Source organism: Kocuria sp. MNB10 (assembly GCF_054073685.1).
This window is the reverse complement of the sequence record NZ_CM133411.1, coordinates 2,052,040-2,075,960: the sequence shown is the minus strand read 5'-3', so window position 1 is coordinate 2,075,960 and position 23,921 is coordinate 2,052,040. Positions and strand designations below refer to the sequence as shown.

Here is a 23,921-nt window from a genome sequence, read left to right as displayed (position 1 = left end):
GGACCGGCGCACCGCAACTGACGATGGCTCTCTACGCGGTGGGGTTCACTCCCACTCGATGGTTCCCGGCGGCTTTGACGTGACGTCCAGGACCACCCGGTTGATCTCCTCGACCTCGTTGGTGATGCGGTTGGACATCCGGGCGAGCAGCTCGGAGGGCAAGCGGGACCAGTCAGCGGTCATGGCGTCCTCGGAACTGACCGGGCGCAGCACCACGGGGTGGCCGTACGTGCGACCGTCCCCCTGGACGCCCACCGAGTGCACATCCGCGAGCAGCACCACGGGCATCTGCCACACGTCGTCGTCGAGACCGGCGCGCGTGAGCTCCTCGCGGGCGATCGCGTCCGCGCGGCGTAGGATGTCCAGGCGCTCCTCGGTGACCTCACCGATGATCCGGATTCCCAGACCCGGACCGGGGAACGGCTGGCGGCCCACGATGTTCTCGGGCAGTCCCAGTTCGCGGCCCACGGCGCGGACCTCGTCCTTGAACAGGGCGCGCAGCGGTTCCACGAGTTCGAACTGCAGGTCCTCGGGCAGCCCGCCCACGTTGTGATGACTCTTGATGTTGGCGGCACCCTCGCCGCCGCCGGATTCCACGACGTCCGGGTACAGCGTGCCCTGCACGAGGAACCGGACGGGCTGGCCGTCCTGGGCCTCGTCGCTGAGCACCTTTTGCTCGGCGGCCTCGAACGCGCGAATGAATTCGCGGCCGATGTTCTTGCGCTTGGTCTCGGGGTCGGTGACACCCTTGAGCGCGGCGAGGAAGCGGTCCTGCTCGCGGGCCACGTGGAGCTTGATGCCCGTGGCGGCCACGTAGTCCTTCTCGACCTGCGCGACCTCGTCCTGGCGCATCAGACCGTGATCCACCAGCACGCACGTGAGACGGTCCCCGATCGCGCGCTGCACGAGGGCTGCAGCCACCGCGGAGTCCACACCGCCGGAGAGCCCGCACAGGGCCTTGCCGTCACCCACCTGGGCGCGGATCGCGGCTACCTGCTCCTCGATGATGTTGCCCGTGGACCACGTGGGCGTGAGCTGGGCCCCCTCGAAGAGGAAGTTCTCCAGGATCTTCTGCCCGTACGCGGAGTGCTTGACCTCGGGGTGCCACTGCACGCCGTAGAGCCTGCGCTCGCGGTTCTCGAAGGCCGCCACCGGGACGCCCTCCGTAGTAGCCAGGGTCGTGAAACCCTCGGGTGCGGCGGTGACCGAGTCACCGTGACTCATCCACACGGTCTGCACGTCCGGGGTGCCGTCCAGGATGGTGCCCACGCCGTCCCCGGAGGTCGAGGCGGCGGTGGCCCCGTACTCGCGCACACCCGTGCGCTCAACGGTCCCGCCCAGGGCGTTGGCCATGATCTGAAAGCCGTAGCAGATCCCCAGCACGGGCACGCCGGCTTCGAACAGTTCGGCGTCCCGTTGCGGCGCACCGGGCGCGTACACGGACGCCGGGCCGCCGGAGAGGATCAGTGCGGCGGGGTTGCGCTGCAGGATCTTCTCGGTGGACCAGGTGTGCGGGACGATCTCGGAGTAGACGTTCGCCTCGCGTACCCGGCGGGCGATCAGCTGCGCGTACTGCGCGCCGTAGTCGACCACGAGTACCGGACGTTGCTCCAGTTCGCTCAGGTTGTCAGGGGATTCACTCACGCGGACAAGTCTAGAACACCGCTCGGACACCCTCGCCCGGTCTCAGTAGCGCCGGGCGGCGCGCGGATTGGCCACGAGTTCGGCCTCCGTGGAGCGGTGGATCTTGCGTTCCACGATGAACGAGAGGAACGGCACCACACCGCCCAGGGCCATCACGACCAGCTGCGCGAACGGCCAGCGCATGAGCGACCACACGCGCAGGCATGAGAGCAGGTAGATCACGTAGAACCAGCCGTGGATGATCAGGATCCACGTGGAGATGTTCACGCCCCCGGCCAGGTTCTCGAGCTCGAGGTCCTGCCAGCCCAGGGCCACGCTCTGCCCCGTGGCCTTGTCCGTGCCGCCCGCGATCAGGTCGTAGCCGAAGCCGTAGCGGGTGATCATCTCCGCGACGAGCAGCAGCAGGAAGGTACCCGAGATCCACGCGCACACCTTGTAGAAGGTCAGCGCGCCGCGGATCTGCGCCTCGGTCCCGCCGAAGCGCCGTCGTGGTTTCAGCGCGGCGGCCTTGGCGCGCACACTGTCCGGGACGGTCGCCCGCTCGGGGCTCGCGTCCTCGGGCGCGGTGACCCGCACGCCGTCGGTGCGGCGCACCGGGCGGGGCTGGGAATCGGGCTGCGGCGTGTGATCACTCATGACTGGCTCCGTGGGATCGCGGGGTGGAACTCGTGGGCGGGGTGCGCGATTCCGTGCGCACCGCGGGTTGGTCGTCGAAGTAGTAGTAGCACTGGTCCTGGGCGTCCCAGTAGTAGTAGGACTGCTCGGCCTCGTCCCAGAAGTAGTCGCCGTCGAAGTAGAAGTACTTCTCGGGGTCCTGCCGGCGCAGGTAGTCGTCCCGCACGAAACGCCACCACATGAAGAACGCGAAGCCCGCGAACACGACCCACTCGATCGCGTAGAACAGGTTCAGGGCGTGCACGGAGGTGTCCGCGGGTTGCTGCTGGATCTGCAGGGGTTCCAGCCCCTCCCCCATGAGCCCGGCCGACACCGCGAGCGTACCCTCCCGGGTCACGGGCGCCGGTTCCGCCGAGGGGTTCTCCGCGAACGCGGCCACGTACCCCGAGTACAGGGGCGCGTCCCACAGATTGCTCAGCTGCGCGGACGCCACGGACGCGACTTGCCCGGCCGGCACGTTCTCGCTCGGTAGCGGGGAGTCCGTGGGCAGGAGTCTGCCGATCACCCGGATCTCGTCCGACGGCGCTCGCGGCACCCGGTCGGCGGAAGCGACCCAGCCCCGGGCCACCGCGATCGAGACGTCGTTATCGGCGGCGTCCCAGCGCTGTTGCGACTCGGGGATCGCGAGCTGGGTGACCACCCAGTACCCAGGGTTGCCGTCCTGCAACCGCCCCGGGACCAGCACCGTGGAATCGGGGACGTAGCGTCCGACCGCGGATACCATGTGATCGGCTTGCTGAGCGGTCGTGGCCTCCCCCGGGGAGACCACGTCTTCAAGGGTCGAGACCCGGTCCTTGGCGGGATCCACCACAGTGGAAGACTGCAGGGAAGCGTTCAACTGCCACATGCTCAACACCACGAACAGTGCCGCCACGAGCAGCGCGACCACCAGGAAAGCCAGGGAGCGGGGGCGCAGGGCGGTCTTGAGCACCCCTCAACCCTAGTGCTCCGGGCTGGACGTTTCCCAAATCAGCGGGGGTACGGGCAGCCCCGATCACGGGACGGCCACGGGTCACGGGTCCGTAACGGCCACCGGTTCCCGAGCCGGAAGCGCGGGCGCACCCGCGGCCCGGCACGGGGGGATCAGCTGCGGATCACCACGTCCGCGCGCTGGAACTCCTTGAGCTCGGAGTAGCCGGTGGTGGACATGGCCCGGCGCAGGGCACCGATCACGTTAGAGGAGCCGTCCACATGGCGCGAGGGCCCGTTGAGCAGCTCGCCCAGAGGACCCACGGTCCCCACGTGGGTGCGCACACCGCGCGGTGAGTGCGGGTTGTGGGCCTCGGGACCCCACAGCCAGCCCTGACCCGGGGCCTCCTCCGCGCGGGCCAGCAGGGTCCCGAGCATCACGGCGTCGGCGCCCATGGCGATGGCCTTGACGATGTCACCCGAGGTGCCCAGACCGCCGTCGGCGATCACGTGGACGTACCGACCGCCCGACTCGTCGAGGTAGTCGCGGCGGGCCGCGGCGACGTCGGAGATGGCCGAGGCCATGGCCGCGTGGATGCCCAGGATGGATTCGGTGCGCAGGGACGCGCCGCCCCCGAAGCCCACGAGCACGCCCGCCGCACCCGTGCGCATGAGGTGCAGGGCCGGGGTGTAGCCCGCGGCGCCGCCCACGATCACGGGAACGTCCAGGTCATAGATGAACTTCTTGAGGTCCAGGGGCTCCTGGGTGCGCGAGACGTGCTCGGCGGAGACCGTGGTGCCGCGGATCACGAACAGGTCCACGCCCGCCTCGAGCACGGTGCGGTAGTGCTCCACGACGCGCTGCGGGGACAGGGAGCCGGAGACGATCACCCCGGACTCGCGGATCTCGGCCAACCGGGCCTTGATCAACTCGGGCTGGATCGGGGCGGAGTACAGCTCTTGCATCCGCCGCGTGGCCTGCGGCAGGTTTTCAGAGCTGAGGTCCGCGATCTCGTCCAGGACGGGCTGCGGGTCCTCGTAGCGGGTCCACAGGCCCTCGAGGTCCAGCACGCCCAGACCGCCGCAGCGGCCCAGGGCGATCGCTGTGGCCGGGGACATCACGGAGTCCATGGGCGCACCCACCACGGGGATGTCGAAGTTGTAGGCGTCGATCTGCCACGAGGTGCTCACGTCCTGCGGATCGCGCGTGCGTCGGGAGGGCACCAGGGCGATCTCGTCCAGGCTGAACGTGCGGCGTGCCCGCTTGGAGCGCCCGATTTCGATGTCGTAACTCACGAGGGATCCTTTCACCGCGCGGAGAGCGCGGGGGCTGGCGCGATCAGCGCTTGTAGTTGGGGGCTTCCACCGTCATGGTGATGTCGTGCGGGTGGGACTCCTTGAGCCCGGCCGGCGTGATCCGCACGAACCGCCCCTTGTGCTTGAGCTCCTCGATGCTGTGCGCGCCCACGTAGAACATGGTCTGGCGCAGCCCACCGTCCAACTGGTGCAGCACGGACGCGAGCGGCCCGCGATAGGGCACCTGGCCCTCGATGCCCTCGGGGATGAGCTTCTCGTCGTCGGCCACGTCCGCCTGAAAGTAGCGGTCCTTGGAGTAGGACGTGTTCTTGCCGCGCGACTGCATGGCCCCGAGCGAGCCCATGCCGCGGTACGCCTTGAACTGCTTGCCGCCCACGAACACGAGTTCTCCGGGGGACTCGTCGCAACCGGCCAGCAGGGAGCCGAGCATCACGGAGTCCGCACCGGCCACGAGGGCCTTGCCGATGTCCCCAGAGAACTGCAGCCCGCCGTCGGCGATCAGCGGCACGCCCGCGGGGATGGTGACCTGGGCGGCCTCGTTGATCGCGGTGATCTGCGGGACGCCCACGCCCGCGATCACGCGGGTTGTGCAGATGGAACCCGGGCCCACGCCCACCTTCACGGCGTCCGCGCCGGCATCCACGATCGCCTGGGCGCCCGCGCGGGTCGCGGCCTGCCCGCCGATGATGTCCACGTGGGCGGCGGCGGAGTCCTTCTTGAGCCGGACGATCATGTCCAGCACGCCCTGGGAGTGACCGTTGGCGGTGTCGATGAACAGGGCGTCCACCCCGGCCTCCACGAGCGCCATGGCGCGCTCATAGCCGTCGCCGAAGAAGCCCACGGCGGCACCCACGCGCAACCGGCCCTCGTCGTCCTTGGTGGCCAGCGGGTACTGCTCGGCCTTGGTGAAGTCCTTGACCGTGATCAGCCCGGTCAGCCGGTCCTGGTCGTCCACGAGCGGCAGCTTCTCGATCTTGTGCGTGGCCAGCAGCTTGTGGGCCTCGTCCCGGCTCATCCCCACGTTGCCCGTGACGAGCGGCATGGGGGTCATCACGTCCCTCACGAGCCGGGTCTCGAAATCGCTCTCGGGCAGGTAGCGGGTGTCCCGGTTGGTGATGATCCCGAGCAGCTTCTGGGACTCGTCCACCACGGGCAGACCGGAGACCTTGTAGTAGCCGCACAGCCGGTCCAGTTCCGCGAGCGTGGCCTCCGGGGATACCGTGACCGGGTTGGTGATCATCCCGGACTCGCTGCGCTTGACGCGGTCCACGTGATCCGCCTGGTCCTGGATGGACAGGTTGCGGTGGATCACGCCGATCCCGCCCTGGCGGGCCATGGAGATGGCCATGGCCGATTCCGTGACGGTGTCCATCGCGGCGGAGAGCACGGGGGCCTCCAGCGTGATCCTGCGGGACAAGCGGGTCTTGGTGGACGCCTCCGACGGGATCACGTCCGTGTTGCCGGGAAGCAACAACACGTCGTCGTAGGTCAGTCCGGTGAAGCCGAACGGGTCGTCCATGAGGGCCGTGGGCACGGGTTCAGACACGAATAATCCCTTTCACGCGAGAATGTCCCCACCAGTCTACGGCGCGCGCCGAGGGCTCACTCCGTGTCCGCCCCCGGTGTGACCTGGACCGCGCGGACCAGGGTGTCGTGCAACAGCGGGGCCATGCTGCGCGTGTAGTCCCACGTGAGGTGGTGGGAGTCCAACCACACCGCCACGTTGCCGATCACCGGGACGCACTCGCCCCGCGGGCAGATCAGCGGCGTGGGGTCCACGCCCACGAATCCGGGGATGGTCTCGAGCGCCTCGGCGGGGTTGTGGTCCCCGAGCACGACGTCGCTCGAGACCGAGCACAACGGGTCGTCGGGGCTGCGTTCCTGCGCGCACCGGGTCGGGTCGAAGTCCAGCCGGGGGTTGTCCCGGAACCCCACGACCGTGATGTCGTCGGCCGTGAGCTCGTGGACGATCTGTTCGAGACCGATCACCACGTGCTCGTCCTCCCCGGACATGAGCTCGGACCGGGTGGACGTGGTGATCACCACGTCCGGTTGCATGGCCTTGAGGTATTCCAGGGCGGCCTCGTTGCCCTCGCGGCACGCCGCGGACTGGCCCTCCACGCCGAAGCCGCAGCCCGGTTGCAGCACGGAGATCAGCTGCCAGTTCTCCTCCTCCGCCACGGGGATCAGCGCGCCCATGTACTGCTCCATGTGGGAGTTGCCCACCACGGCCACGACCTTGTCCGGGTCCCACACCTCCGGCGTCTGGCGGCAGAACCCCTGGGCCGTGGCGTTCAGGCTGCGGTAGAGCCCGCTGCACTCCTGCGGCAGTCCCACCCACTGGTCCCCCATGGACTGTGGCAGGACGGGGGCGTTCGGGTCCCCCGTGAACTCGAACCCCGGGTCGAGCACGCGCGCCCCCGGGTTGTTCCGTTCCGCCTGCGCCTCGAGTTGTGCCTCGCGGTGCCGGTCGATGGCGGCCCAACTCGCGGCGGTCGCGGTAACCAGCCCCATGCACACCACGATCACGAGGCCCATGCGCCACTTCCGGGCCTCGGGCCACGTCCACCGCTTCAACGGGGTCTCGATCCAGCGGGTCAACAGCAGTGCGAGCACCACCGAGAGCACCACGAGCGCCACCCCGGAGCGCGGGCCCGCCTCGGGGCGCTCGCGGATCACCAGGTAAGCGATCAGCAGCGGCCAGTGCACCAGGTAGAGGGCATACGCCGCATCCCCCAGGCGCACGACCGGGCCCCACGAGAGGAACCGGTCGAAACCGATCCGGGACCCGGACTGCCCCGCCACGATGATGGCCCCCGCCGAGAGCAGTGGCCACAGGGCGATCCACCCCGGGAACGCGCCCTGCACGTCCACGAGCACACCGACCGAGACCATGCTCACGAAACCGAGCCAGCCCAGGGCCACACGCAGCACGCGGCCCGGGTGCAGGTACGGGATCGCGAGCGCGATGAGCGACCCCAGTGCGAACTCCCACAACCGGGCGCGGGTGTCGAAGTACGCGAATTCCTGCTGGGTCGCCGTCGTGACCACCGAGAACGCGAGCGAGGCGGCGAACACGAGACCGAAGCACACGGCCAGCACGGGGATGGTGTTGCGCCCCGTGCGCCGTTTGACGAACCATGCGAGCGCGAAGATCAGCGGCCACACCAGGAAGACCTGGCCCTGGACGGACAGGGACCAAAAGTGTTGAAAGGGAGACGCGGTCGAGTGGTCCGCCGCATAGTAGTTGACCTCGTTCGCGGCCAGGGCCCAGTTCTCGAGGTACAGGATCGAGGCCACGCCCTGGGACCGGAACTCCGCGACGTCCGTGCGCGGGAACACCAACCAGATGAGCGCCAGGGTGAACAGGATGATCACTGTGGCCAGGGGCAGCAGGCGTTTGAACGTGTGCAGCCAGTACCGACCCAACTCCAACGGTCGGCCGCCCTCGATCCGCCGCACGAACGACAGCGTCATGAAGAACGCCGAGATCAGCAGGAAGACGTCCACGCCGCCGGAGACCCGGCCCATGAATACGTGATAGACCACCACGAGCAGCACGGCCACGGCCCGCAGCCCCTGCACCTCCGGGCGGAACCCCGAGAACCGGGCCACCCGGGCCGCGGAATCGGAGGATCCCGGGGTCGCGGACGCGGTCGGTGCCCCGGCGGAGGCCGCGTCCCCCCAGGGCGCGGGCGCGGAGGACGGCGCGGCGGTGGCTGGGGTCTCGTCACGGGGAAGCACGCAGGCCATCGTAGACGTTTCCCCCAGTCGGGTGGCAGGCCGGACTCAGCGGGGCACGTCGAGACCCGCGCCACCGTCCGCGGTCATCGCCTCCGCGGTGCGCTGCGCGAAGATGGGCGCGGTCGTGGCCGAGTACATGCCCGTGATGTGGTCGTCGTCCAGGTACACGTACACGTTGCCGATCACCGGGCGGCACTGCTCGCGCGGGCAGATCACGTCCGTCATGTCCACGGCCGAGAACCCGGGCAGCACCTCCGCGAGGGTCTGCTGCGGGTCCTCGGTGCCCAGCATGGGGTGGGTGCCCACGCACTGCGGGGCGTCCTCCCCGTGCTCCACGGCGCACTCGGACGGTGGCTGCGAGAAGCGGGGGACGTCGCGGATGCCCACTACGTCGATGCCCTGGGACACGAGGTCCCGCACCCGGGTCTCCAGACCGGCCTTCCAGAACTCCCCGTCCACGTTGGTGAACGTTCCCTGGACGAACATGAGACCGGGGTGCACGGCGTCCACCATGGGCTGCGTGCCCTCGAACCATCGGTCGCACGTCTCGAACGGGGGTTGCTCCTCGGCCACGGTGTAGTAGCACCCGGGCTGGATGTAGTTCACGACCCGCCAATTGTTCGCCTCGGCCAGAGCGGTGATGGCCGGCAGCCAGTGTTGCGCGTGGCTGTTACCCGTGACGAGCACGGTCTCGGCGGGGTTCTCCGCGGCCCTGGTCTCGTAGCAGAACTGGCGGAACTGCTCGGGCAGCTCGATGTCCTCGGGGCACGCGCCGCCCAGTTCCGCCGCGCTGCGGGAGAGGTCCTCCGGCAACGGCAGCGTGGGTGCTTCCGGGTCCCCCGCGAACTGGAAACCGGGCAGCAGGGACACCGCGCCCGGGTTGTTCTCGGCCGCGTTCCACGTGAGCTGTTGCGTGCGGTGGCGTTCGACGGCGCTCCAGGCCCCCGCGGTCGCGACCACGAGTCCCATGCACACCGCGATCACGAGCCCCATGCGCCACTTCCGGGCCTCGGGCCACGCCCACCGCTTCATCGGCGCCTCGACCCAACGGGTCAGCGCCAGGGCCAGCACGACCGAGAGCACCACGAGCATCACACCCGAACGGGGGCCGGCCTCGGGGCGCTCACGGAGCACCAGGTAGCTGATCAGCAGCGGCCAGTGCACCAGGTAGAGCGCGTACGCCACATCCCCGAGTCGCACCACGGGGCCCCACGAGAGGAACCGGTCGAAACCGATCGGCGATCCCGTCTGGCCGGCCACGATGATGGCCGCGGCCGAGAGGAGCGGCCACAACGCGATCCAGCCCGGGAACGCGCCCTGCACGTCCACGAGGATGCCCACCAGGACCATGCTCACGAACCCGGCCCAGCCCAGCAGCACTGCCAGGCCCCGGCCCACGCGCAGGTAGGGCACCGCCAGGGCCAGCAAGGAGCCCAGTGCGAATTCCCACAACCGGGCGCGGGTGTCGAAGTACGCGAACTCCTGCCGGGACGCCGTCGTCACCACGGAGAACGCGAGCGAGGCGACGAACACGAGGCCGAAACACCCCGCCAGCACGGGTACGCAGCTGCGCCCGGTGCGGCGTCGCCACCACCACGCGAGGGCGAAGATCAGCGGCCACACCAGGAACACCTGACCCTGAACCGACAGGGACCAGAAGTGCTGGAAGGGAGAGGCGGTCGAATGGTCCGCGGCGTAGTAGTCCACCTGGTTGGCGGCCAGCGCCCAGTTCTCGACGTACAGGATCGAGGCCACGCCCTGGGACCGGAACTCCGCGACGTCGGTGCGCGGGAACACGAACGCCACGAGGGCCAGCGTGCCCAGGATGATCACCGTGGCGAGCGGCAGCAACCGCTTGAAGGTGTGCAGCCAGTACCGGACCAGCCCCAGCGGACGCCCCCCTTCGATCCGGCGCACGAAGGAGAGGGTCATGAAGAACGCCGAGATCAGCAGGAAGATGTCCACGCCGCCGGAGACCCGGCCCATGAACACGTGGTAGACGACCACCAACAGCACGGCCACCGCCCGCAGCCCCTGCACCTCGGGACGGAATCCCGAGTACCGGGCCACCCGGGTGGCCGAGGCGGAGGAGCCCGGGGACGCGGAGGCGGTGGGCATCCCGGCGGAGGAGACGTCCGTCCACGGGGCGGGGGCCGTGGTGGGTGACCCGGGGGCCTGCGGAACTGTCGTGAGGGATCGATCGGGGGGAAGCACGCAGGCCATAGTAGACCTCCCCCGCCTGACAAGGAGTTACTCGGGTAACGCGATCCCCGTGATCCCGTCCTGCTGCAGGGCGTCCGAGACCCGCTGGGCGAAGCTGTGGGAGGCTGAGGCCGCGTACATCCCGGTGAGGTGGTCGTCGTCGGAGTACACGATCACGTTGCCCACGGCGGGCCGGCACGCGCCGTCGGGACACACGACGTCGGTCATGTCCACGGGCGCGAAACCCTCCAGTTCGGAGCCCAGGTCCCGCTGGGGGTCGGGGGTGTCGAGCATGGGGTGCACGATCTCGCACTCCGGGGACTCGAGGCCGCGCAGCGCGGCGCACTCGGCCGGGGCGTCGTGGAACCGCGGGGTGTCCCGGATGCCCACCACCTGGATGCCGTCCGCCACGAGGGCGCGCACGCGGGTCTCCAGGCCCGGTTTCCACGTCTCCCCGTCCGGCTCGCTGAAGGTGCCCTGCACGAACACGAGATCCGGGTCGGCGGCGGCGAGCATCTCGTCGCTGCCCTCGAACCAGGTCGCGCACGCCTCGGCGTCCTCGAGTTCCGCGGCCACCGTGTAAGAGCACCCGTGCTGGATGTAGGCGAGCACGCGCCACCCGTTCGCGCTGGCCAGCGGTTCGAGCGCGGGGACCCAGTGCTGCATGTGGCTGTTGCCGATCACCACCACGGTGCGGGCGGGGTCCTCCGTGGCCACGGGCTCGCGGCAGAACTGCCGGAACTGCTCGGGCAGCTCGACGTCCTCGGGACAGCCCCCACCCAGGTCCGCGGCGCTGTGGGGCAGTTCCTCGGGGCGCGGCAGCGCGGGCGCGGTCGGGTCGCCGTGGAACTCGTAGCCCGGCAGCAGGGCGACGGCGCCAGGGTTGTTCGCGGACGCGTTCTCCCCCAGTCGATGGTTGCGTTGCAGCTCCGCCCGTTCCCACGCGCCGGCGGTCACCGTCACGAGCCCCATGCACACCGCGATCACGAGTCCGGCTCGCCACGACCGGGCCTCCGGTCACGACCACCGCTTCAGGGGTTCTTCGAACCAGCGCGTGAGAAGGAGGGCGAGCGCAATCGAGGCCAGCACGAGGGCGGTTCCCGCGAGGGCTCCGGCGTCCGGGCGGTCACGGAGCACCAGGTAGGTAATCAGCAGCGGCCAGTGGACCAGGTAGAGCGCGTACGCCGCATCCCCGAGTCGTACTATGGGGCCCCACGAGAGGAACCGGTCGAAACCGATGCTGGAACCGGACTGTCCGGCCACGATGATCGCCGCCGCCGACAGCAACGACCACAACGCGATCCAACCCGGGAACGCGCCCTGCACGTCCACGAGGATGCCCACCAGGACCATGCTCACGAACCCGACCCAACCCAGCAGCAGTCCCAGGCCCCGACCCACGCGCAGGTACGGGACAGCCAGGGCCAGCAGGGAACCCAGCGCGAACTCCCACAGTCGAGCACGGGTATCGAAGTACGCGAACCCCTGTCGGGACACCGTCGTGACCACGGAGAATGCCAGGGGCGTGGCGAAGACGAGACCGAAGCAGCCCGCGAGGACGGGTACGCAGCTGCGGGCGGTGCGGCGTCGCCACCACCACGCGAGGGCGAAGATCAGCGGCCACACGAGGAAGACCTGCCCCTGCACCGACAGGGACCAGAAGTGCTGGAACGGGGACTCGGTCGAGTGGTCCGCCGCGTAGTAATCCACTTGTTCGGCAGCGAGCGCCCAGTTCTCCACGTACATCACGGATGCCACACCCTGCGAACGGAACTGGGCGATCTGCATGGTCGGGAAGAACGCCCACAGCGCGGCGAGGGTCAGCAAGATTGTGAGCGTAGCCAGGGGTAACAAGCGTTTGAACGTGTGCAGCCAGTACCGGGCCACCCGGGCGGCGGCATCGGCGGGGCGCGCGTCCTGCGGTGTCGCCGGTCCGATACGGGGGTGGGCGCCGTCGTCCGCGGAGGCGACCGCGGCGCCGGTCACGGAACCGGCAGCGCTCGACCCGGGATCGTGCGAGGAGCGCTTCGGGGCGGACGGCATTGATTCAGCCAAGGGGGCGCCGCATTGATTCAGCCTAGGGGGCGCCGCGGCAGGATGCGAACCGTTCGCGGTGCGGGTCCTTGCGCGACACGACATGGGAGAAGGCGGTCCACTCCCGTCAGGAGTGGACCGCCGATTCCCGGTCACCCACGGACGTGGGCGGGGTGGGACGGATCAGGCGTCCTCGCCCTTGTGCTCGGCCACGAGGGTCTCCGTGGTGAGCACGAGCGCCGCGATGGACGCCGCGTTCTGCAGAGCGGAACGGGTGACCTTGACGGGGTCGATGATGCCCGCGGCGAGCAGGTCCTCATACTCGTCCGTCAGGGCGTTGTAGCCGTTGCCGGGCTCGAGGTCCGCCACGCGCGCCGCCACGACGTTGCCGTCCTGGCCCGCGTTCTCCGCGATCCAGCGCAGGGGCTGGGTCAGTGCGCGCCGCACGATGGTCACGGCCGTAGCCGCGTCCCCGGTCAGACCGAGGTCCGTGCCGTCGAGCGCCTTGGAGGCGTGGACCAGCGCGGAACCGCCGCCGGCCACGATGCCCTCCTCGAGGGCCGCGCGGGTCGAGGACACGGCGTCCTCGATGCGGTGCTTGCGTTCCTTCTGCTCGACCTCGGTCGCGGCACCGACCTTGATCACCGAGATGCCACCGGCCAGGCGCGCGAGGCGCTCCTGGAGTTTCTCACGGTCCCACTCGGAGTCCGTGCGGGCGATCTCCGCCTTGATCTCCGCCACACGCTCGGCCACGGCCTCCGAGGAGCCCGCACCGTCCACGAGCGTGGTCTGGTTCTTGGTCACGGTGATCCGGCGGGCGTTGCCCAGCTGGGACACGTCCACGCCCTCGAGCGAGATGCCGAGCTCGGGGGTGATCACGGTCGCATCCGTGAGCACGGCCAGGTCCTGCATGATCGCCTTGCGGCGGTCACCGAAACCGGGGGCCTTCAGGGCCACGACGTCGAGCGTGCCGCGCAGCTTGTTGACCACCAGGGTGGACAGGGCCTCGCCCTCGACGTCCTCGGCGATGATGGTCAGCGGCTTCTTGGCCTGCAGCACCTTCTCGAGCACGGGCATGAGGTCCTGGACCGAGGAGATCTTGCCCTGGAACAGCAGCACGAAGGTGTCGTCCAGGACGGCTTCCTGGCGCTCCGGGTCCGTGACGAAGGACGGGGACAGGTAGCCCTTGTCGAACTGCATGCCCTCGGTGACGTCCAGCTCCACCTCGGTGGAGGAACCGTCCTCGATGGTGATCACACCGTCCGTGCCCACGGTCTCGAAGGCGCGGGCGATCAGTTCGCCGATCTCCATGGACTGCGCGGAGATCGCGGCCACGTGGGCCACGTCCTTGCCCTCCACGGGGCGGGCGTTGTCGAGCAGACGCTGGGCCACGGTGGCCACGGCCGCTTCCACGCCGCGCTTGATGTCGCCCGGGGCCGCTCCGGCGGCCACGTTGCGCAGACCCTCCTTGACGATGGCCTGCGCGAGGACGGTCGCCGTGGTGGTGCCGTCACCGGCGACGTCGTTGGTCTTGGTGGCCACTTCCTTGGCCAGCTGGGCGCCGAGGTTCTCGTACGGATCCTCGAGCTCCACCTCACGGGCGATGGTCACGCCGTCGTTGGTGATGGTGGGTGCGCCCCACTTCTTGTCCAGGACCACGTTGCGCCCGCGGGGGCCCAGCGTGACCTTGACGGTGTCGGCCAGTCGGTTGACACCGGATTCGAGCGCTTTGCGAGCGGCGTCGTTGAACACCAACTGCTTGGGCATGTGTGCTCCTTACGAAACGAGAAGGGTGTGGAAATGACGGCGCGGTGCCCGCGTGGCCCGTTCTCGGGCGAACGTCCGGGCACCGCGCACAAAAGTCGTTGCGGGGATTACTTCTCGATGACGGCCAGCACGTCGCGCGCGGGGAGCACCAGGTACTCCTCGCCGTTGTACTTGACCTCGGTCCCGCCGTACTTGGAGAAGATGACCACGTCACCCTCCTTGACGTCCACGGGGATGCGGTTGCCCTTGTCGTCCACGCGGCCCGGGCCCACGGCCAGGACGGTGCCTTCCTGCGGCTTCTCCTTGGCGGTGTCCGGGATGACCAGACCGGAAGCGGTGGTCTGTTCAGCGGCCAGCGGCTGAACCACGATGCGATCCTCGAGAGGCTTGATGGAGACCGACACGATCTCTCCCTTTCTTCTAGGCGTGTGAGACGGTGTGCGAACGCGCCGTGTCATGGGGTCCCATGACCGCGTCCGCCACAGGCCAGTTGGCGTGCCAACCGTCGTCGCGGTGCCGATTGAGCGCCTGGCCTTTAGCACCCTCACCATGAGAGTGCTAATCATCACTGTAGGGAGACGGGCCGCGCGCGGTCAAGGCGCGCCCGCCGCGCTCGTCTCTGGGCACAATCCGCGGGTACGACGCCGCCGTCCCCGCGGCCGCGTCAGTCGCGGCCGGCGAGCCGTCCGTGCCGCGTCAGTAGTAGACCGCGAGCCGCCCGTGGGGACCGTCGTGGCACGTGACCGGGGTGTCGAACACGCGTGTGAGGGTCTCGTCCGTCATGATCTGCTCGGGCGGGCCGAACTCCACCACGCGACCGTCCTTCACGGCGCAGATCCAGTCCGAGTAGTGGCTCGCGAAGTTGATGTCGTGCAGCACGATCAGCACGGTGCGTCCGAGCTCGTCCGCGACGCGGCGCAAGTGATGCATCATGTGCACCGAGTGGCGCATGTCCAGGTTGTTCAGGGGCTCGTCCAGCAGGAGGTACTCGGTGTCCTGGCACAGCACCATGGCCACGTAGGCGCGCTGGCGCTGACCGCCCGAGAGCTGGTCCAGGTAGCGGTTCTGCAGGGGTCCCAGGTCGAAGAAGTCTATCGACTCGGAGATGATCCGCTCGTCGTCCCGGGTGATCCGCCCACGCGTATAGGGGAAGCGACCCAGCGCCACGAGCTGGCGCACGGTGAGCCGCGCGGTGAAGTGGTTCTCCTGGCGCAGCGTGGAGACCACCTTGGCGAGTTCACGCGGCGGCGTCCTGCTCACGTCGTGACCGCCGATCTCCACGGTGCCGGCCTCGGGACCCAGCAGGTGACCCATCATGGTCAACAGCGTGGACTTCCCCGCGCCGTTGGGCCCCACGAGCGCGGTCACGCCACCGGCGGGGATCTGCAGATCCACCGGCCCGATCGCCAAGTCCGTGCCGTACTCCTTGACCAGTCCGGTCAACTGGATCACAGTCTGCCCCTCCTCAGGATCACGAAGAGGAAGACACTGCCACCCACCAGCTCGATGATGATGGACACAGCGCCCTCCGCGTAGAAGACGTTCTTCAGGACGAAATAGGCCCCGGACAGCACCGCGAAACCGATCAGCGCGGCCATGGGGAACACGTAGCGGTGGTCGTGGGTGTCCGCGAACTGGTACGCCAGGATCGCCACGAGGAACCCCAGGAACGTCATGGGCCCGATCAGGGACGTAGAGACCGCCATCAGGATGGACACCCAGAACAGGGTGAGCAGCAGCTCCCGGCGGTGGTCCATGCCCAGGTTCGTGGCCACGTCCCGCCCCATAGCCATGACATTGAGCGTGCGGGAGTGCACGTACAGGGCCACCGTGGCCACCACGCACAGCGGCACGGCCAGCGGGAAGTACCCGGGATCCGCGTTGGCCACCGAGCCGAACAAGCGGGCGCTGAGCACGTCGAACTCGCTCGGTGCGAGCAAGCGCTGCATGAAGGTGGACACCGCGCCGAGCCCGCCGCCCAGGACGATGCCGATCAGCAGCATGACCTGCACGTTGGCGTACTTGCCCGAGAGCAACCAACCGTAGAGCCCCAGCGCGAACACGATCATGAGGCTCACCTGCAGGGCGTACTGCGGCAGCCCCTGCACCGCACTGACCCCCACCGCACCCAGGAAGTAGACCGCCGAGGTCTGGATGAGCACGTACAGGGACTCGAAACCCATGATCGACGGCGTGATGATGCGGTTGTTCGCGGCGGTCTGGAACGCGACCGTGGCCATGGCTTGGCTCACCGCCACGATCACGATCACCACCACGCTCGTGGCCCGGGACTCGGCGATCCGCCAGAACCCCGGGGTGCCGAACGGCAGGGGGTTGTCCCACGTGAGGATGCCCGCGCAGAACACGAGTCCCGCCACGAGCAGGGACAGCGCGGTGATCCAGTAGCGGCGGCGGTGGGCCGGGGAGACGAAGGCCCCCGATCCAGTGCGCGCCCGGTCGTGGCGCAGCGCGGTCACCTCAGACATGGCGCCGGCTTCGCAGCAACAGGGCGATGAACACCGCAGCGCCCACGATGCCCAGGATCAGGGACACGGGGACCTCGAACGGCGCGATGATCGTGCGCCCGATCAGGTCACACACCGTGACCAGGCCGACCCCGAGCAGGCACACCCACGGCAGGTTGGAGCGCAGGTCGTCGCCCCGGAACAGGGACACCACGTTGGGCACGATCAACCCCAGGAACGGCAGGTTGCCCACGACCACCGTGACCACGCCGGTGGCCGCGGCCACGAGTCCGGTGCCGATCAGGATGATCCGGTTGTAGTTCAATCCCACGTTGGTCGCGATGTCCTCGCCGAGTCCCGCCACGGTGAGCCGGTCCGCGGTGATGACCACGAGCACCGCCACGAGTGCCACGACCCAGAGGGTCTCGTACTGGCCGCGCAGCACGGACGTGAAACTGCCGGCGAACCACACGCCCAGGTTCTGCAACCGGTCCGTGACGAGCGCCAGGTAGGTGGAGATCGACCCCACCACGGCCCCGAGCATGATCCCCACGATCGGCACGATCAGGGAGGAACGCAGCGTAACCCGGCGCAGGAACGCGAAGAACACCATGGTCCCCACGAACGCGGCTACGATCGCGCCGATCATCCGCGCGCTCAACCCGGCGTCCGGGGCCAGGATCATCATGAGCAACAGCCCCAGCCCGGCCCACTCGGTGGTGCCCGTGGTCGTGGGTTCCACGAACCGGTTCTGGGTGAGCAACTGCATGACCAGCCCGGACATGGCCATCGCGGCACCGGCCAGGACCAGGGCCACCGTGCGGGGAATCCGGGTCAGACCCAGGAACTGCTCACCCTGGGAGTCCGAAAGGTCCGCGACCCCCGTGACCAGGGACAGCCAGAGCAGTCCCAGGACCACCAGCAGGGCGAGCCAGAATTTCCAGTCCCGGGCCACCCCCGTGCGGGTCGGACGTTGTGCAGTGGAGACCATCACGTGTGCTTCCTGGATCATGCCGAAGCCCCGCGGGAGACTCCCGCGGGGCGTCGGTGGTCGTGCGGGGTGGGAGGGATCAGTTGCTCCGACCTCCCAGTTTCTCCGCGATGTCGTCGAGGATCTCGGTGTAGGTCTGGATCCCCTCGTTCGTGTAGGTGTCCGCGGGCAGGTAGACCACGTTGCCGTTTTTCACCGCGGGGACGTCCTTGAGGGCCTCGGACTTCTCGATCACCTCGGACGCCGGGCTGGCACCCTCGGAGGTCTTCACGCCCGCGTCACGGTCCAGCACGATGAGCAGTTCCGGGCGGGACTGGGCGATGGCCTCCACGGAGATGTCGTCCCCCTGGTGGTTGTCGGAGCCCTCGACCTTCAGCGCGGGCTGCAGCCCCACCATGTCGAACAGCGGGCCGATCGTGCGTCCCTTGCTCGGTGCCACGTACCCGATGTCACCACCGGAGACGATCACGCCCATCGTGGACTGGCCGTCGTAGGCGTCCTTGGCGCGCTGGGCGGCCTGGTCGAGCCCGTCGGTGAGTCGGCGGGCTTCCTCCTGCTTGCCGAAGACCTCGCCCAGGGCCGTGGTCTGGCGCTTGAGTTCCTCGTCCAGCGGCTGATCGTCGCGCGGATCCAGTTCCAGCATGGCGGCGTCCGGGACGAGCTTTTTGATGTCGTCGTAGTACTGCGCGAAGCGCTGCCCGTTGATCACGAGGTCCGGGTCCACCCCGGCGATCGCCTCGAGATTCGGTTCACGGTGCGAACCCAGGTCCACCACGGCGTCGTCGTTCGCATAGGAGATGTCGTTCGGGATCAGCTGCTTGGGGGCGGCCTTGAGCTGTACGCCCCAGTCCGCGAGCGTCTCGAACACCCGGTTGTCGGTGGCCACCACGGACTGCGGCGGTGCGGGAACGGTCTGCTCGCCCTTGTTGTCCGTGACGGTCACGGTGGCCGAGGACGCCTGGGTGTCGGAGGCGTTCTGGGCGTTGGCACCGCATCCCACGAGGGCCAGTGCCGCCACGGCACTCAGCGCCACACCGGGGATCAATCGGTTCATGGACATGGATCTTCTCGCAATCTCGCGGGGTCGTCTGTTACGGGCGGCCAGCCACTAGGTGAGCCTAACCTAATTAGGGATGCGGATCGTAATGTAAATAGCTCTGTGACGGGCGTCGCGGCCCGCGCGTTCGCCGCGGCTTCCCCGCGCCGTGATGTGATGGACGTGTGAACGCCTCCACCGCCCCCGACGACGCCGAGACCCGCAGCCTCGCCCAGCTGCTGACCCCGCGGGGGATGCGGCTGCTGGATTCGCTGGGCCCCTACGACCCGGACGCCACGTTCGCGCTCTCCCAGTCCCTGCGAGCACAGGGCCATGACCCGGAGCTCGTGGCCGCGGTCCTCACCCAGTCCCGGTTGCGCGCCAAGGCCCACGCCAAGTTCGGGGACTTCGCCCGTCATATGGTCTTCACGCGCGACGGTGTGGAGCAGGCCACCCGGTGGTCGGTGGCCGCCCTGCACGCCCAGCGGTTCGCGCAAGCGGGGATCGAGCACGTGGTGGACCTGGGATGTGGGATCGGCGCGGACTCGCTGGCCCTGGCCGCGCTCGAGCGCACGGTCACCGCGGTCGAGCGGGACCCGGTCACCGCGGCCGTGGCGACCGTCAACCTCACGGGGTGGCCGCGCGCTCGCGTCGTGTGCGCGGACGCGCAGTCCTTGGACCTGGACGCCCTTGAGTCCGGTCCCGCGCAGGGCGTGTGGTTGGACCCCGCGCGCCGGGTCTCGGGTCACGGGCGCACGCGGCGGTTGTTCGACCCGGAGGCCTTCTCCCCTCCCCTGTCCTTCGTTACGGACCTCGCGGACCGGGGGCTCTCCGTGGGCGCCAAGCTCGGTCCCGGCATCCCCCACGAGCACGTCCCGCGCGCCGCGGAGGCCCAGTGGATCTCGCAGCACGGTGACGTCGTGGAGGTCGCATTGTGGTTCAACGCCGTGCGCCGCCCGGGCGTCGCGCGTGCCGCCCTGGTCCTCGGGCACGACGGCGCACCCCGCCTTCCCGGCGCCGCCGACGACACGCTCGTGCCGGGTGACGACGCGCCGGGTGCCGGAGACGGCCGGAGCGGTGACGCATCCCGGGACGGTGCCGCGGCGTCGTCGGCGGCCGAACTGACCTCCGCGACGTGGGAGTCGCCCGCGGCGGAAGGGGAACTGCTGGGCGCGGTGGGGCAGTACTTCTACGAGCCCGACGGCGCGGTGATCCGCGCGGGGCTCGTGACCGATCTCGCGCAGCGCATCGGAGCGCGTCTGATCCATCCCGCGATCGCGTACCTGAGCTCGGACACGCTCGTGCACACCCCGCTGGCCACCGCGTACGAGGTGCGCGAGGTGCTGCCCCACACCGTGAAGACCCTCAAGAAGTGGGTGCGGGAGCAGGACGTGGGGACCCTGGAGATCAAGAAACGCGGCACGGACGTGACCCCCGAGCAACTGCGTAAGCAACTTGCACCCCGGGGTTCGCAGCGAGCGACCCTGGTCATGACGCGACTCGAACAGGCGGGGAAGGAACGGCGCGTGGTGCTCGCCGTAAACCTCGTACACTGATACCCCTGTGTTCGGACCGCGCGCGACACCCCGGTGGTCGGCAACGACGTCCCGGTTCAGGTCACGACCGCCGATCCCGGTGCACCCATGAGAGGACCACGCCGTGCAGATTGATTTCCACAGCTCCGAACGTTCCACCCTGGGTGTGGAGTGGGAGGTCGCCCTGGTCGAGCGCGAGAGCGGCGAGCTCGCCCCGCGCGGCCAGGAGGTCCTCGATGCCCTCGTGGCGCAGCACCCGCAGTTCGGTGAGGAGGGGGACCACCCCCATGTCACGGGCGAGTTCCTGCAGAACACCGTGGAGATGGTGACCGGTGTGTGCGACACCGTGGGCGAGGCCGTGGACCAGCTCGCGGACACCCAGGACCGGATCCGGGAAATCACGGATCCTCGGTCCCTCGAGATCTTCGGCGCGGGGACCCATCCGTTCTCCCAGTGGGCGGACCAGCCCGTGGTGGACAAGGAACGCTACTTCAAGGTCCTGGACCGGGCGCAGTACTGGGGTCGGCAGATGGTGATCTTCGGGGCCCACGTGCACGTGGGCATCGACCACCGGGACAAGGCCCTGCCCGTCCTGGAGGGCCTGCTCAACTACTACCCCCACCTGCTCGCGTTGTCCGCGAACTCGCCGTACTGGTGCGGCCAGGACACGGGGTACGCGTCCCACCGGGCACTGATCTTCCAGCAGCTGTCCACGGCGGGGCTGCCCTTCCACTTCGACACGTGGGGCGAGTACGAGTCCTACGTCAACGACCTCATCGAGACCGGCGTGATCGAGGAGATCTCCGAGAACCGCTGGGACATCCGCCCCGTCCCCCGCTTCGGGACCGTGGAGATGCGCGTGTGCGACGGTCCCTCGACCCTGCGGGAGGTGGGCGCGATCGCCGCACTGACGCAGTGCCTGGTGGAGTCCTTCTCCCGTTCCCTCAACGACGGCGGGACGATCCCCGTGATGCCCCCGTGGCACCACCAGGAGAACAAGTGGCGCGCCGCGCGCTACGGTCTCGAGGCCGTGGTGATCCGGGACACCCGCAATCGCGAGCGCCTGGTCACGGAGGACCTCGCGGATCTGCTCACCGACCTGGAACCCCTCGCGGACGAGCTCGGCTGCGCCCGCGAGCTCGCGCACGTGGAGACCATGATGAGCGGGGCCGTGGGCTATCAGCGCCAACGGCGCGTGGCCCGGGAGAACGGCGGGGACCTGCGCGCCGTGGTCATGGACATCGTGGAGCGCAACCGCTCGGAACGCTGATCCGGATACGGCCCGGCAGGACTACGCCGCCGGCATCGACACCGTGGACACCGGCAGGCCGGGGTCCGCGGTGAACGAGATCCCGGTGGGCTGACGGCCCTGCGCCACCAGCCGGGAGCCCAGGGCCGCGACCATCGCCCCGTTGTCGGTGCACAGGGACAGCGGCGGGATCACCACGGGAATCCCGTGCTCACCGCACCGCGTGGTCACGACCTCTCGCAACCGGGAATTGGCGGCCACGCCCCCGCCCATGAGAAGCGTGGTGATCCCGTGTTCGGTGCACGCCAGCACGGTCTTGCGCGCGATCACGTCCACGACCGACTCCTGGAAGCTTGCGGCCACGTCCGCCACGGGGACGGGTTGATCGGCGGCGTCGAACGCCTCGACCACGCGGGCCACGGCCGTCTTCAAGCCGGAGAAGGACATGTCGTAACGGTGCGGACCGGGATTCTCGGCCGACCCCATGTACTTGCCCGCCGTCAGCCCCCGGGGGAACGCGAAAGCCGTCGGGTCGCCGTCCTTCGCGGCCTTGTCGATCGCTGGCCCACCGGGGTAGGAGAGGCCGAGCAGGCGGGCGACCTTGTCGTAGGCCTCGCCGGCGGCGTCGTCGATCGTGGCGCCCAGGAGCCGCACGTCGCTCGTGATGTCGGGGACGGCCAGGATCTCGGTGTGGCCCCCGGAGACGAGCAGCGCGCCCAGGCCGTCGGGCAGCTCACCGCGGTCGTCGAGCAGACCCACCCCCACGTGGGCCACGAGGTGGTTGATCGCGTACAGGGGTTTGCCCGTGGCCACCGCGAGTGCCTTGGCCGCCGCGACGCCTACCATGAGCGCCCCGGCGAGCCCGGGCCCGGAGGTCACGGCGATCGCGTCGAGCTGGTCCAGGGTCACACCGGCGTCGTCGAGCGCAGCACGCACCGCGGGGACGAACGCCTCGAGGTGCGCGCGCGAGGCGATCTCGGGGATCACGCCGCCGAAGCGCACGTGTTCGGCCATGGACGAGGACACCGTGTTGGTGAGCAGCTCGGTGCCCCGCACGATCCCGATACCCGTCTCGTCGCACGAGGACTCGATGCCCATGACGAGCGGTTCAGCGGTGTTCATGAATGGTCCTTCCGTCCGCGCTGCGGGTGGGCTCCTTCGCGGGGACCAATTCGCAGCGCATGATCAGCGCGTCGTGGCCGGGCCCGTAGTAGTGCGCCCGGGTGTGGATGTGGTGATAGCCGAAGTGGCGGTACAGCTCTTGTGCCCGCGGATTGTCCGCCCGCACCTCGAGCATTATCTCGGTGGCGCCGCTGCGAATCGCGGCCTCGTGCAGCACGCGCAGCAGGGCACTGCCCAGGCCCTTGCCCTCGTGGTCCTTCGCGACCGCGATGGTCTGCACATCCGCGACCGGCGGGATGCTCATCATCCCCGCGTAGCCCACGATCTCCCGGTCCCGGGTGAGCACCCAGTACTGCCGCGTGGGGTGGGTCAGTTCCTCGTGGAACATGTGCCGGGGCCAGGCGTCCTCGGGGAACAGGACGGTCTCCAGCGCGTACACGTCTTCGAGGTCCCCGGGTTGCATGGGCCGCAGCGCATAGCCCGCCGGTAACGACGACGCCGCTCCCACCGCAGCCGCGTGCCCTCCCGTCATGGGGTGGCCCGTCATCGGGTGGCTCGCTTGGGGGATGCGGGCACCTTGGCGTCGGAATCGCGAAGGTACAGGGGGGACGTGTCGGTGCTCAGCTCGTGACCGCGGCGCGTGAGCGCCCATGCGGCCCGGGTCAGATCGGCGGCCGAGGGGTGCAGCTCCGCGAACCCCGGAACCGTGTGCGACAACCGATCGGGGTAGAGCCCCGCACCGGAGCCGTAGCACGGCAGCGCGGGAACATCTTGCGGAGCACCCACGCGCGGATCGTCGGTCGGGGCGATCACGGGGCCGAGCTCGTCCTCGTGCACCCGGTAGCTCCTGCGGTAGAGCTCCTTGCGGCGCGCGTCGGTGACGACCACGAACTCGGTGTGCCCGGCGGCGAGCGCCGCGGGAGCCACGTGGAAGGCCACCGCGTCCAGGGAGCACATCCCGTGGACGGGGACGTCCCACGCAAAGCCGAGCGTGCGAGCGGTCACGAGTCCGGCTCGCAATCCCGTGAACGGACCGGGACCGGTTCCCACGAGCACGGCGTCCAGGTCGGCGCCGGTGAGGCCCGCCTCCGTCATGAGGTCCTGGACGGCCGGAGCCAGGGCCTCGGCGTGGGATCGGGTGTCGGTGGTGTCGAACCTGCTCAGGACCTCACCGTCCCGGGACAGTGCCACGGACGCGATCGACGAGGAATCCAGACTCAGCACAAGCACC

At 69.2% G+C, this 23,921-nt stretch carries 20 protein-coding genes; 2 read left to right on the top strand and 18 right to left on the bottom strand.

All coding sequences use genetic code 11. The features are described from left to right. Positions 1 to 45: 45 nt before the first annotated feature. The 15 genes from guaA to ACW9PK_RS09320 form a co-directional block, all read right to left on the bottom strand. Positions 46 to 1,644: a glutamine-hydrolyzing GMP synthase gene (guaA, locus tag ACW9PK_RS09390; protein WP_085106437.1), complete on the bottom strand. Its 1,599-nt coding sequence runs from the start codon at positions 1,642 to 1,644 to the stop codon at positions 46 to 48. Between the two features lie 42 nt (positions 1,645 to 1,686). Further along, complete coding sequence (locus ACW9PK_RS09385) at positions 1,687 to 2,280, bottom strand: DUF3817 domain-containing protein (RefSeq protein ID WP_035965872.1); 594 nt, start codon at positions 2,278 to 2,280, stop codon at positions 1,687 to 1,689. Further along, positions 2,273 to 3,250, bottom strand: coding sequence for an SURF1 family protein (locus ACW9PK_RS09380; RefSeq protein ID WP_457015641.1), 978 nt, complete (start codon positions 3,248 to 3,250; stop codon positions 2,273 to 2,275). Before ACW9PK_RS09380 ends, ACW9PK_RS09385 begins: the two co-directional genes overlap by 8 nt. Before the next feature lie 152 nt (positions 3,251 to 3,402). Next, positions 3,403 to 4,524 carry a GuaB3 family IMP dehydrogenase-related protein gene (locus ACW9PK_RS09375; RefSeq protein ID WP_144998366.1) on the bottom strand — a complete coding sequence of 374 codons (1,122 nt, stop codon included), beginning with the start codon at positions 4,522 to 4,524 and terminating at the stop codon, positions 3,403 to 3,405. A gap of 43 nt (positions 4,525 to 4,567) precedes the next feature. Then, positions 4,568 to 6,064: an IMP dehydrogenase gene (gene guaB, locus ACW9PK_RS09370; protein ID WP_457017195.1), complete on the bottom strand. Its 1,497-nt coding sequence runs from the start codon at positions 6,062 to 6,064 to the stop codon at positions 4,568 to 4,570. Positions 6,065 to 6,147: 83 nt separating this feature from the next. Further along, complete coding sequence (locus ACW9PK_RS09365) at positions 6,148 to 8,289, bottom strand: acyltransferase family protein (RefSeq protein ID WP_457015640.1); 2,142 nt, start codon at positions 8,287 to 8,289, stop codon at positions 6,148 to 6,150. 45 nt (positions 8,290 to 8,334) lie between these two features. After that, positions 8,335 to 10,503, bottom strand: a complete 2,169-nt coding sequence (locus ACW9PK_RS09360) for an acyltransferase family protein (protein WP_457015639.1) — start codon at positions 10,501 to 10,503, stop codon at positions 8,335 to 8,337. Between the two features lie 36 nt (positions 10,504 to 10,539). Then, positions 10,540 to 11,454 (bottom strand): SGNH hydrolase domain-containing protein, encoded by a 915-nt coding sequence (locus ACW9PK_RS09355; RefSeq protein ID WP_457015638.1) that lies wholly within the window; start codon positions 11,452 to 11,454, stop codon positions 10,540 to 10,542. 54 nt (positions 11,455 to 11,508) lie between these two features. Beyond that, positions 11,509 to 12,546, bottom strand: a complete 1,038-nt coding sequence (locus ACW9PK_RS09350) for an acyltransferase family protein (protein ID WP_457015636.1) — start codon at positions 12,544 to 12,546, stop codon at positions 11,509 to 11,511. A gap of 162 nt (positions 12,547 to 12,708) precedes the next feature. Further along, the gene (groL, locus tag ACW9PK_RS09345; RefSeq protein ID WP_035959431.1) at positions 12,709 to 14,292 is read right to left on the bottom strand and encodes a chaperonin GroEL; all 1,584 of its coding nucleotides are present in this window, start codon (positions 14,290 to 14,292) and stop codon (positions 12,709 to 12,711) included. A gap of 107 nt (positions 14,293 to 14,399) precedes the next feature. Beyond that, positions 14,400 to 14,696: a co-chaperone GroES gene (groES, locus tag ACW9PK_RS09340; protein WP_035959438.1), complete on the bottom strand. Its 297-nt coding sequence runs from the start codon at positions 14,694 to 14,696 to the stop codon at positions 14,400 to 14,402. A gap of 292 nt (positions 14,697 to 14,988) precedes the next feature. Further along, the gene (locus ACW9PK_RS09335) at positions 14,989 to 15,744 is read right to left on the bottom strand and encodes an iron ABC transporter ATP-binding protein (protein ID WP_144998357.1); all 756 of its coding nucleotides are present in this window, start codon (positions 15,742 to 15,744) and stop codon (positions 14,989 to 14,991) included. Beyond that, positions 15,741 to 16,778, bottom strand: a complete 1,038-nt coding sequence (locus tag ACW9PK_RS09330; protein ID WP_457015634.1) for an iron chelate uptake ABC transporter family permease subunit — start codon at positions 16,776 to 16,778, stop codon at positions 15,741 to 15,743. The genes ACW9PK_RS09335 and ACW9PK_RS09330 overlap by 4 nt, the downstream gene beginning before the upstream one ends. Next, entirely contained in the window at positions 16,771 to 17,769 is a 999-nt protein-coding gene (locus tag ACW9PK_RS09325) for an ABC transporter permease (protein WP_457015633.1), read from the bottom strand. The genes ACW9PK_RS09330 and ACW9PK_RS09325 overlap by 8 nt, the downstream gene beginning before the upstream one ends. A gap of 58 nt (positions 17,770 to 17,827) precedes the next feature. Beyond that, the gene (locus ACW9PK_RS09320) at positions 17,828 to 18,808 is read right to left on the bottom strand and encodes a siderophore ABC transporter substrate-binding protein (protein ID WP_457015631.1); all 981 of its coding nucleotides are present in this window, start codon (positions 18,806 to 18,808) and stop codon (positions 17,828 to 17,830) included. A 161-nt stretch (positions 18,809 to 18,969) separates the two neighbouring features. Here ACW9PK_RS09320 and ACW9PK_RS09315 point away from each other — a divergent pair, with 161 nt between their 5' ends. Both ACW9PK_RS09315 and ACW9PK_RS09310 read left to right on the top strand, forming a co-directional pair. Further along, entirely contained in the window at positions 18,970 to 20,340 is a 1,371-nt protein-coding gene (locus ACW9PK_RS09315) for a class I SAM-dependent methyltransferase (protein ID WP_144931442.1), read from the top strand. Between the two features lie 103 nt (positions 20,341 to 20,443). Further along, the gene (locus ACW9PK_RS09310) at positions 20,444 to 21,589 is read left to right on the top strand and encodes a glutamate--cysteine ligase (RefSeq protein WP_064847327.1); all 1,146 of its coding nucleotides are present in this window, start codon (positions 20,444 to 20,446) and stop codon (positions 21,587 to 21,589) included. A gap of 21 nt (positions 21,590 to 21,610) precedes the next feature. On the opposite strand, the gene tsaD is transcribed toward ACW9PK_RS09310, so the two are convergent. Genes tsaD through tsaB form a run of 3 tightly spaced genes read right to left on the bottom strand, consistent with a single transcriptional unit; the run spans position 21,611 to position 23,920 of the window. Beyond that, complete coding sequence (gene tsaD / locus ACW9PK_RS09305) at positions 21,611 to 22,690, bottom strand: tRNA (adenosine(37)-N6)-threonylcarbamoyltransferase complex transferase subunit TsaD (protein ID WP_457015630.1); 1,080 nt, start codon at positions 22,688 to 22,690, stop codon at positions 21,611 to 21,613. Then, a complete protein-coding gene (gene rimI / locus ACW9PK_RS09300) occupies positions 22,677 to 23,222 on the bottom strand; it encodes a ribosomal protein S18-alanine N-acetyltransferase (RefSeq protein WP_286738318.1) in 546 nt (181 codons plus the stop codon). Before rimI ends, tsaD begins: the two co-directional genes overlap by 14 nt. Before the next feature lie 11 nt (positions 23,223 to 23,233). Beyond that, on the bottom strand, positions 23,234 to 23,920 hold the full coding sequence (gene tsaB / locus ACW9PK_RS09295; protein ID WP_457015629.1) for a tRNA (adenosine(37)-N6)-threonylcarbamoyltransferase complex dimerization subunit type 1 TsaB: 687 nt from the start codon (positions 23,918 to 23,920) through the stop codon (positions 23,234 to 23,236). Position 23,921: the final 1 nt, after the last annotated feature.

What these genes read in the sequence shown, in the direction of transcription:
- ACW9PK_RS09385 (WP_035965872.1), bottom strand. Translation starts at nt 2,280, where the DNA reads ATGAGTGATCACACGCCGCAGCCCGATTCCCAGCCCCGCCCGGTGCGC.
- guaB (WP_457017195.1), bottom strand. Translation starts at nt 6,064, where the DNA reads ATGGACGACCCGTTCGGCTTCACCGGACTGACCTACGACGACGTGTTG.
- groL (WP_035959431.1), bottom strand. Translation starts at nt 14,292, where the DNA reads ATGCCCAAGCAGTTGGTGTTCAACGACGCCGCTCGCAAAGCGCTCGAA.
- ACW9PK_RS09330 (WP_457015634.1), bottom strand. Translation starts at nt 16,778, where the DNA reads ATGTCTGAGGTGACCGCGCTGCGCCACGACCGGGCGCGCACTGGATCG.
- ACW9PK_RS09325 (WP_457015633.1), bottom strand. Translation starts at nt 17,769, where the DNA reads ATGATCCAGGAAGCACACGTGATGGTCTCCACTGCACAACGTCCGACC.
- ACW9PK_RS09320 (WP_457015631.1), bottom strand. Translation starts at nt 18,808, where the DNA reads ATGTCCATGAACCGATTGATCCCCGGTGTGGCGCTGAGTGCCGTGGCG.
- tsaD (WP_457015630.1), bottom strand. Translation starts at nt 22,690, where the DNA reads ATGAACACCGCTGAACCGCTCGTCATGGGCATCGAGTCCTCGTGCGAC.
- rimI (WP_286738318.1), bottom strand. Translation starts at nt 23,222, where the DNA reads ATGACGGGAGGGCACGCGGCTGCGGTGGGAGCGGCGTCGTCGTTACCG.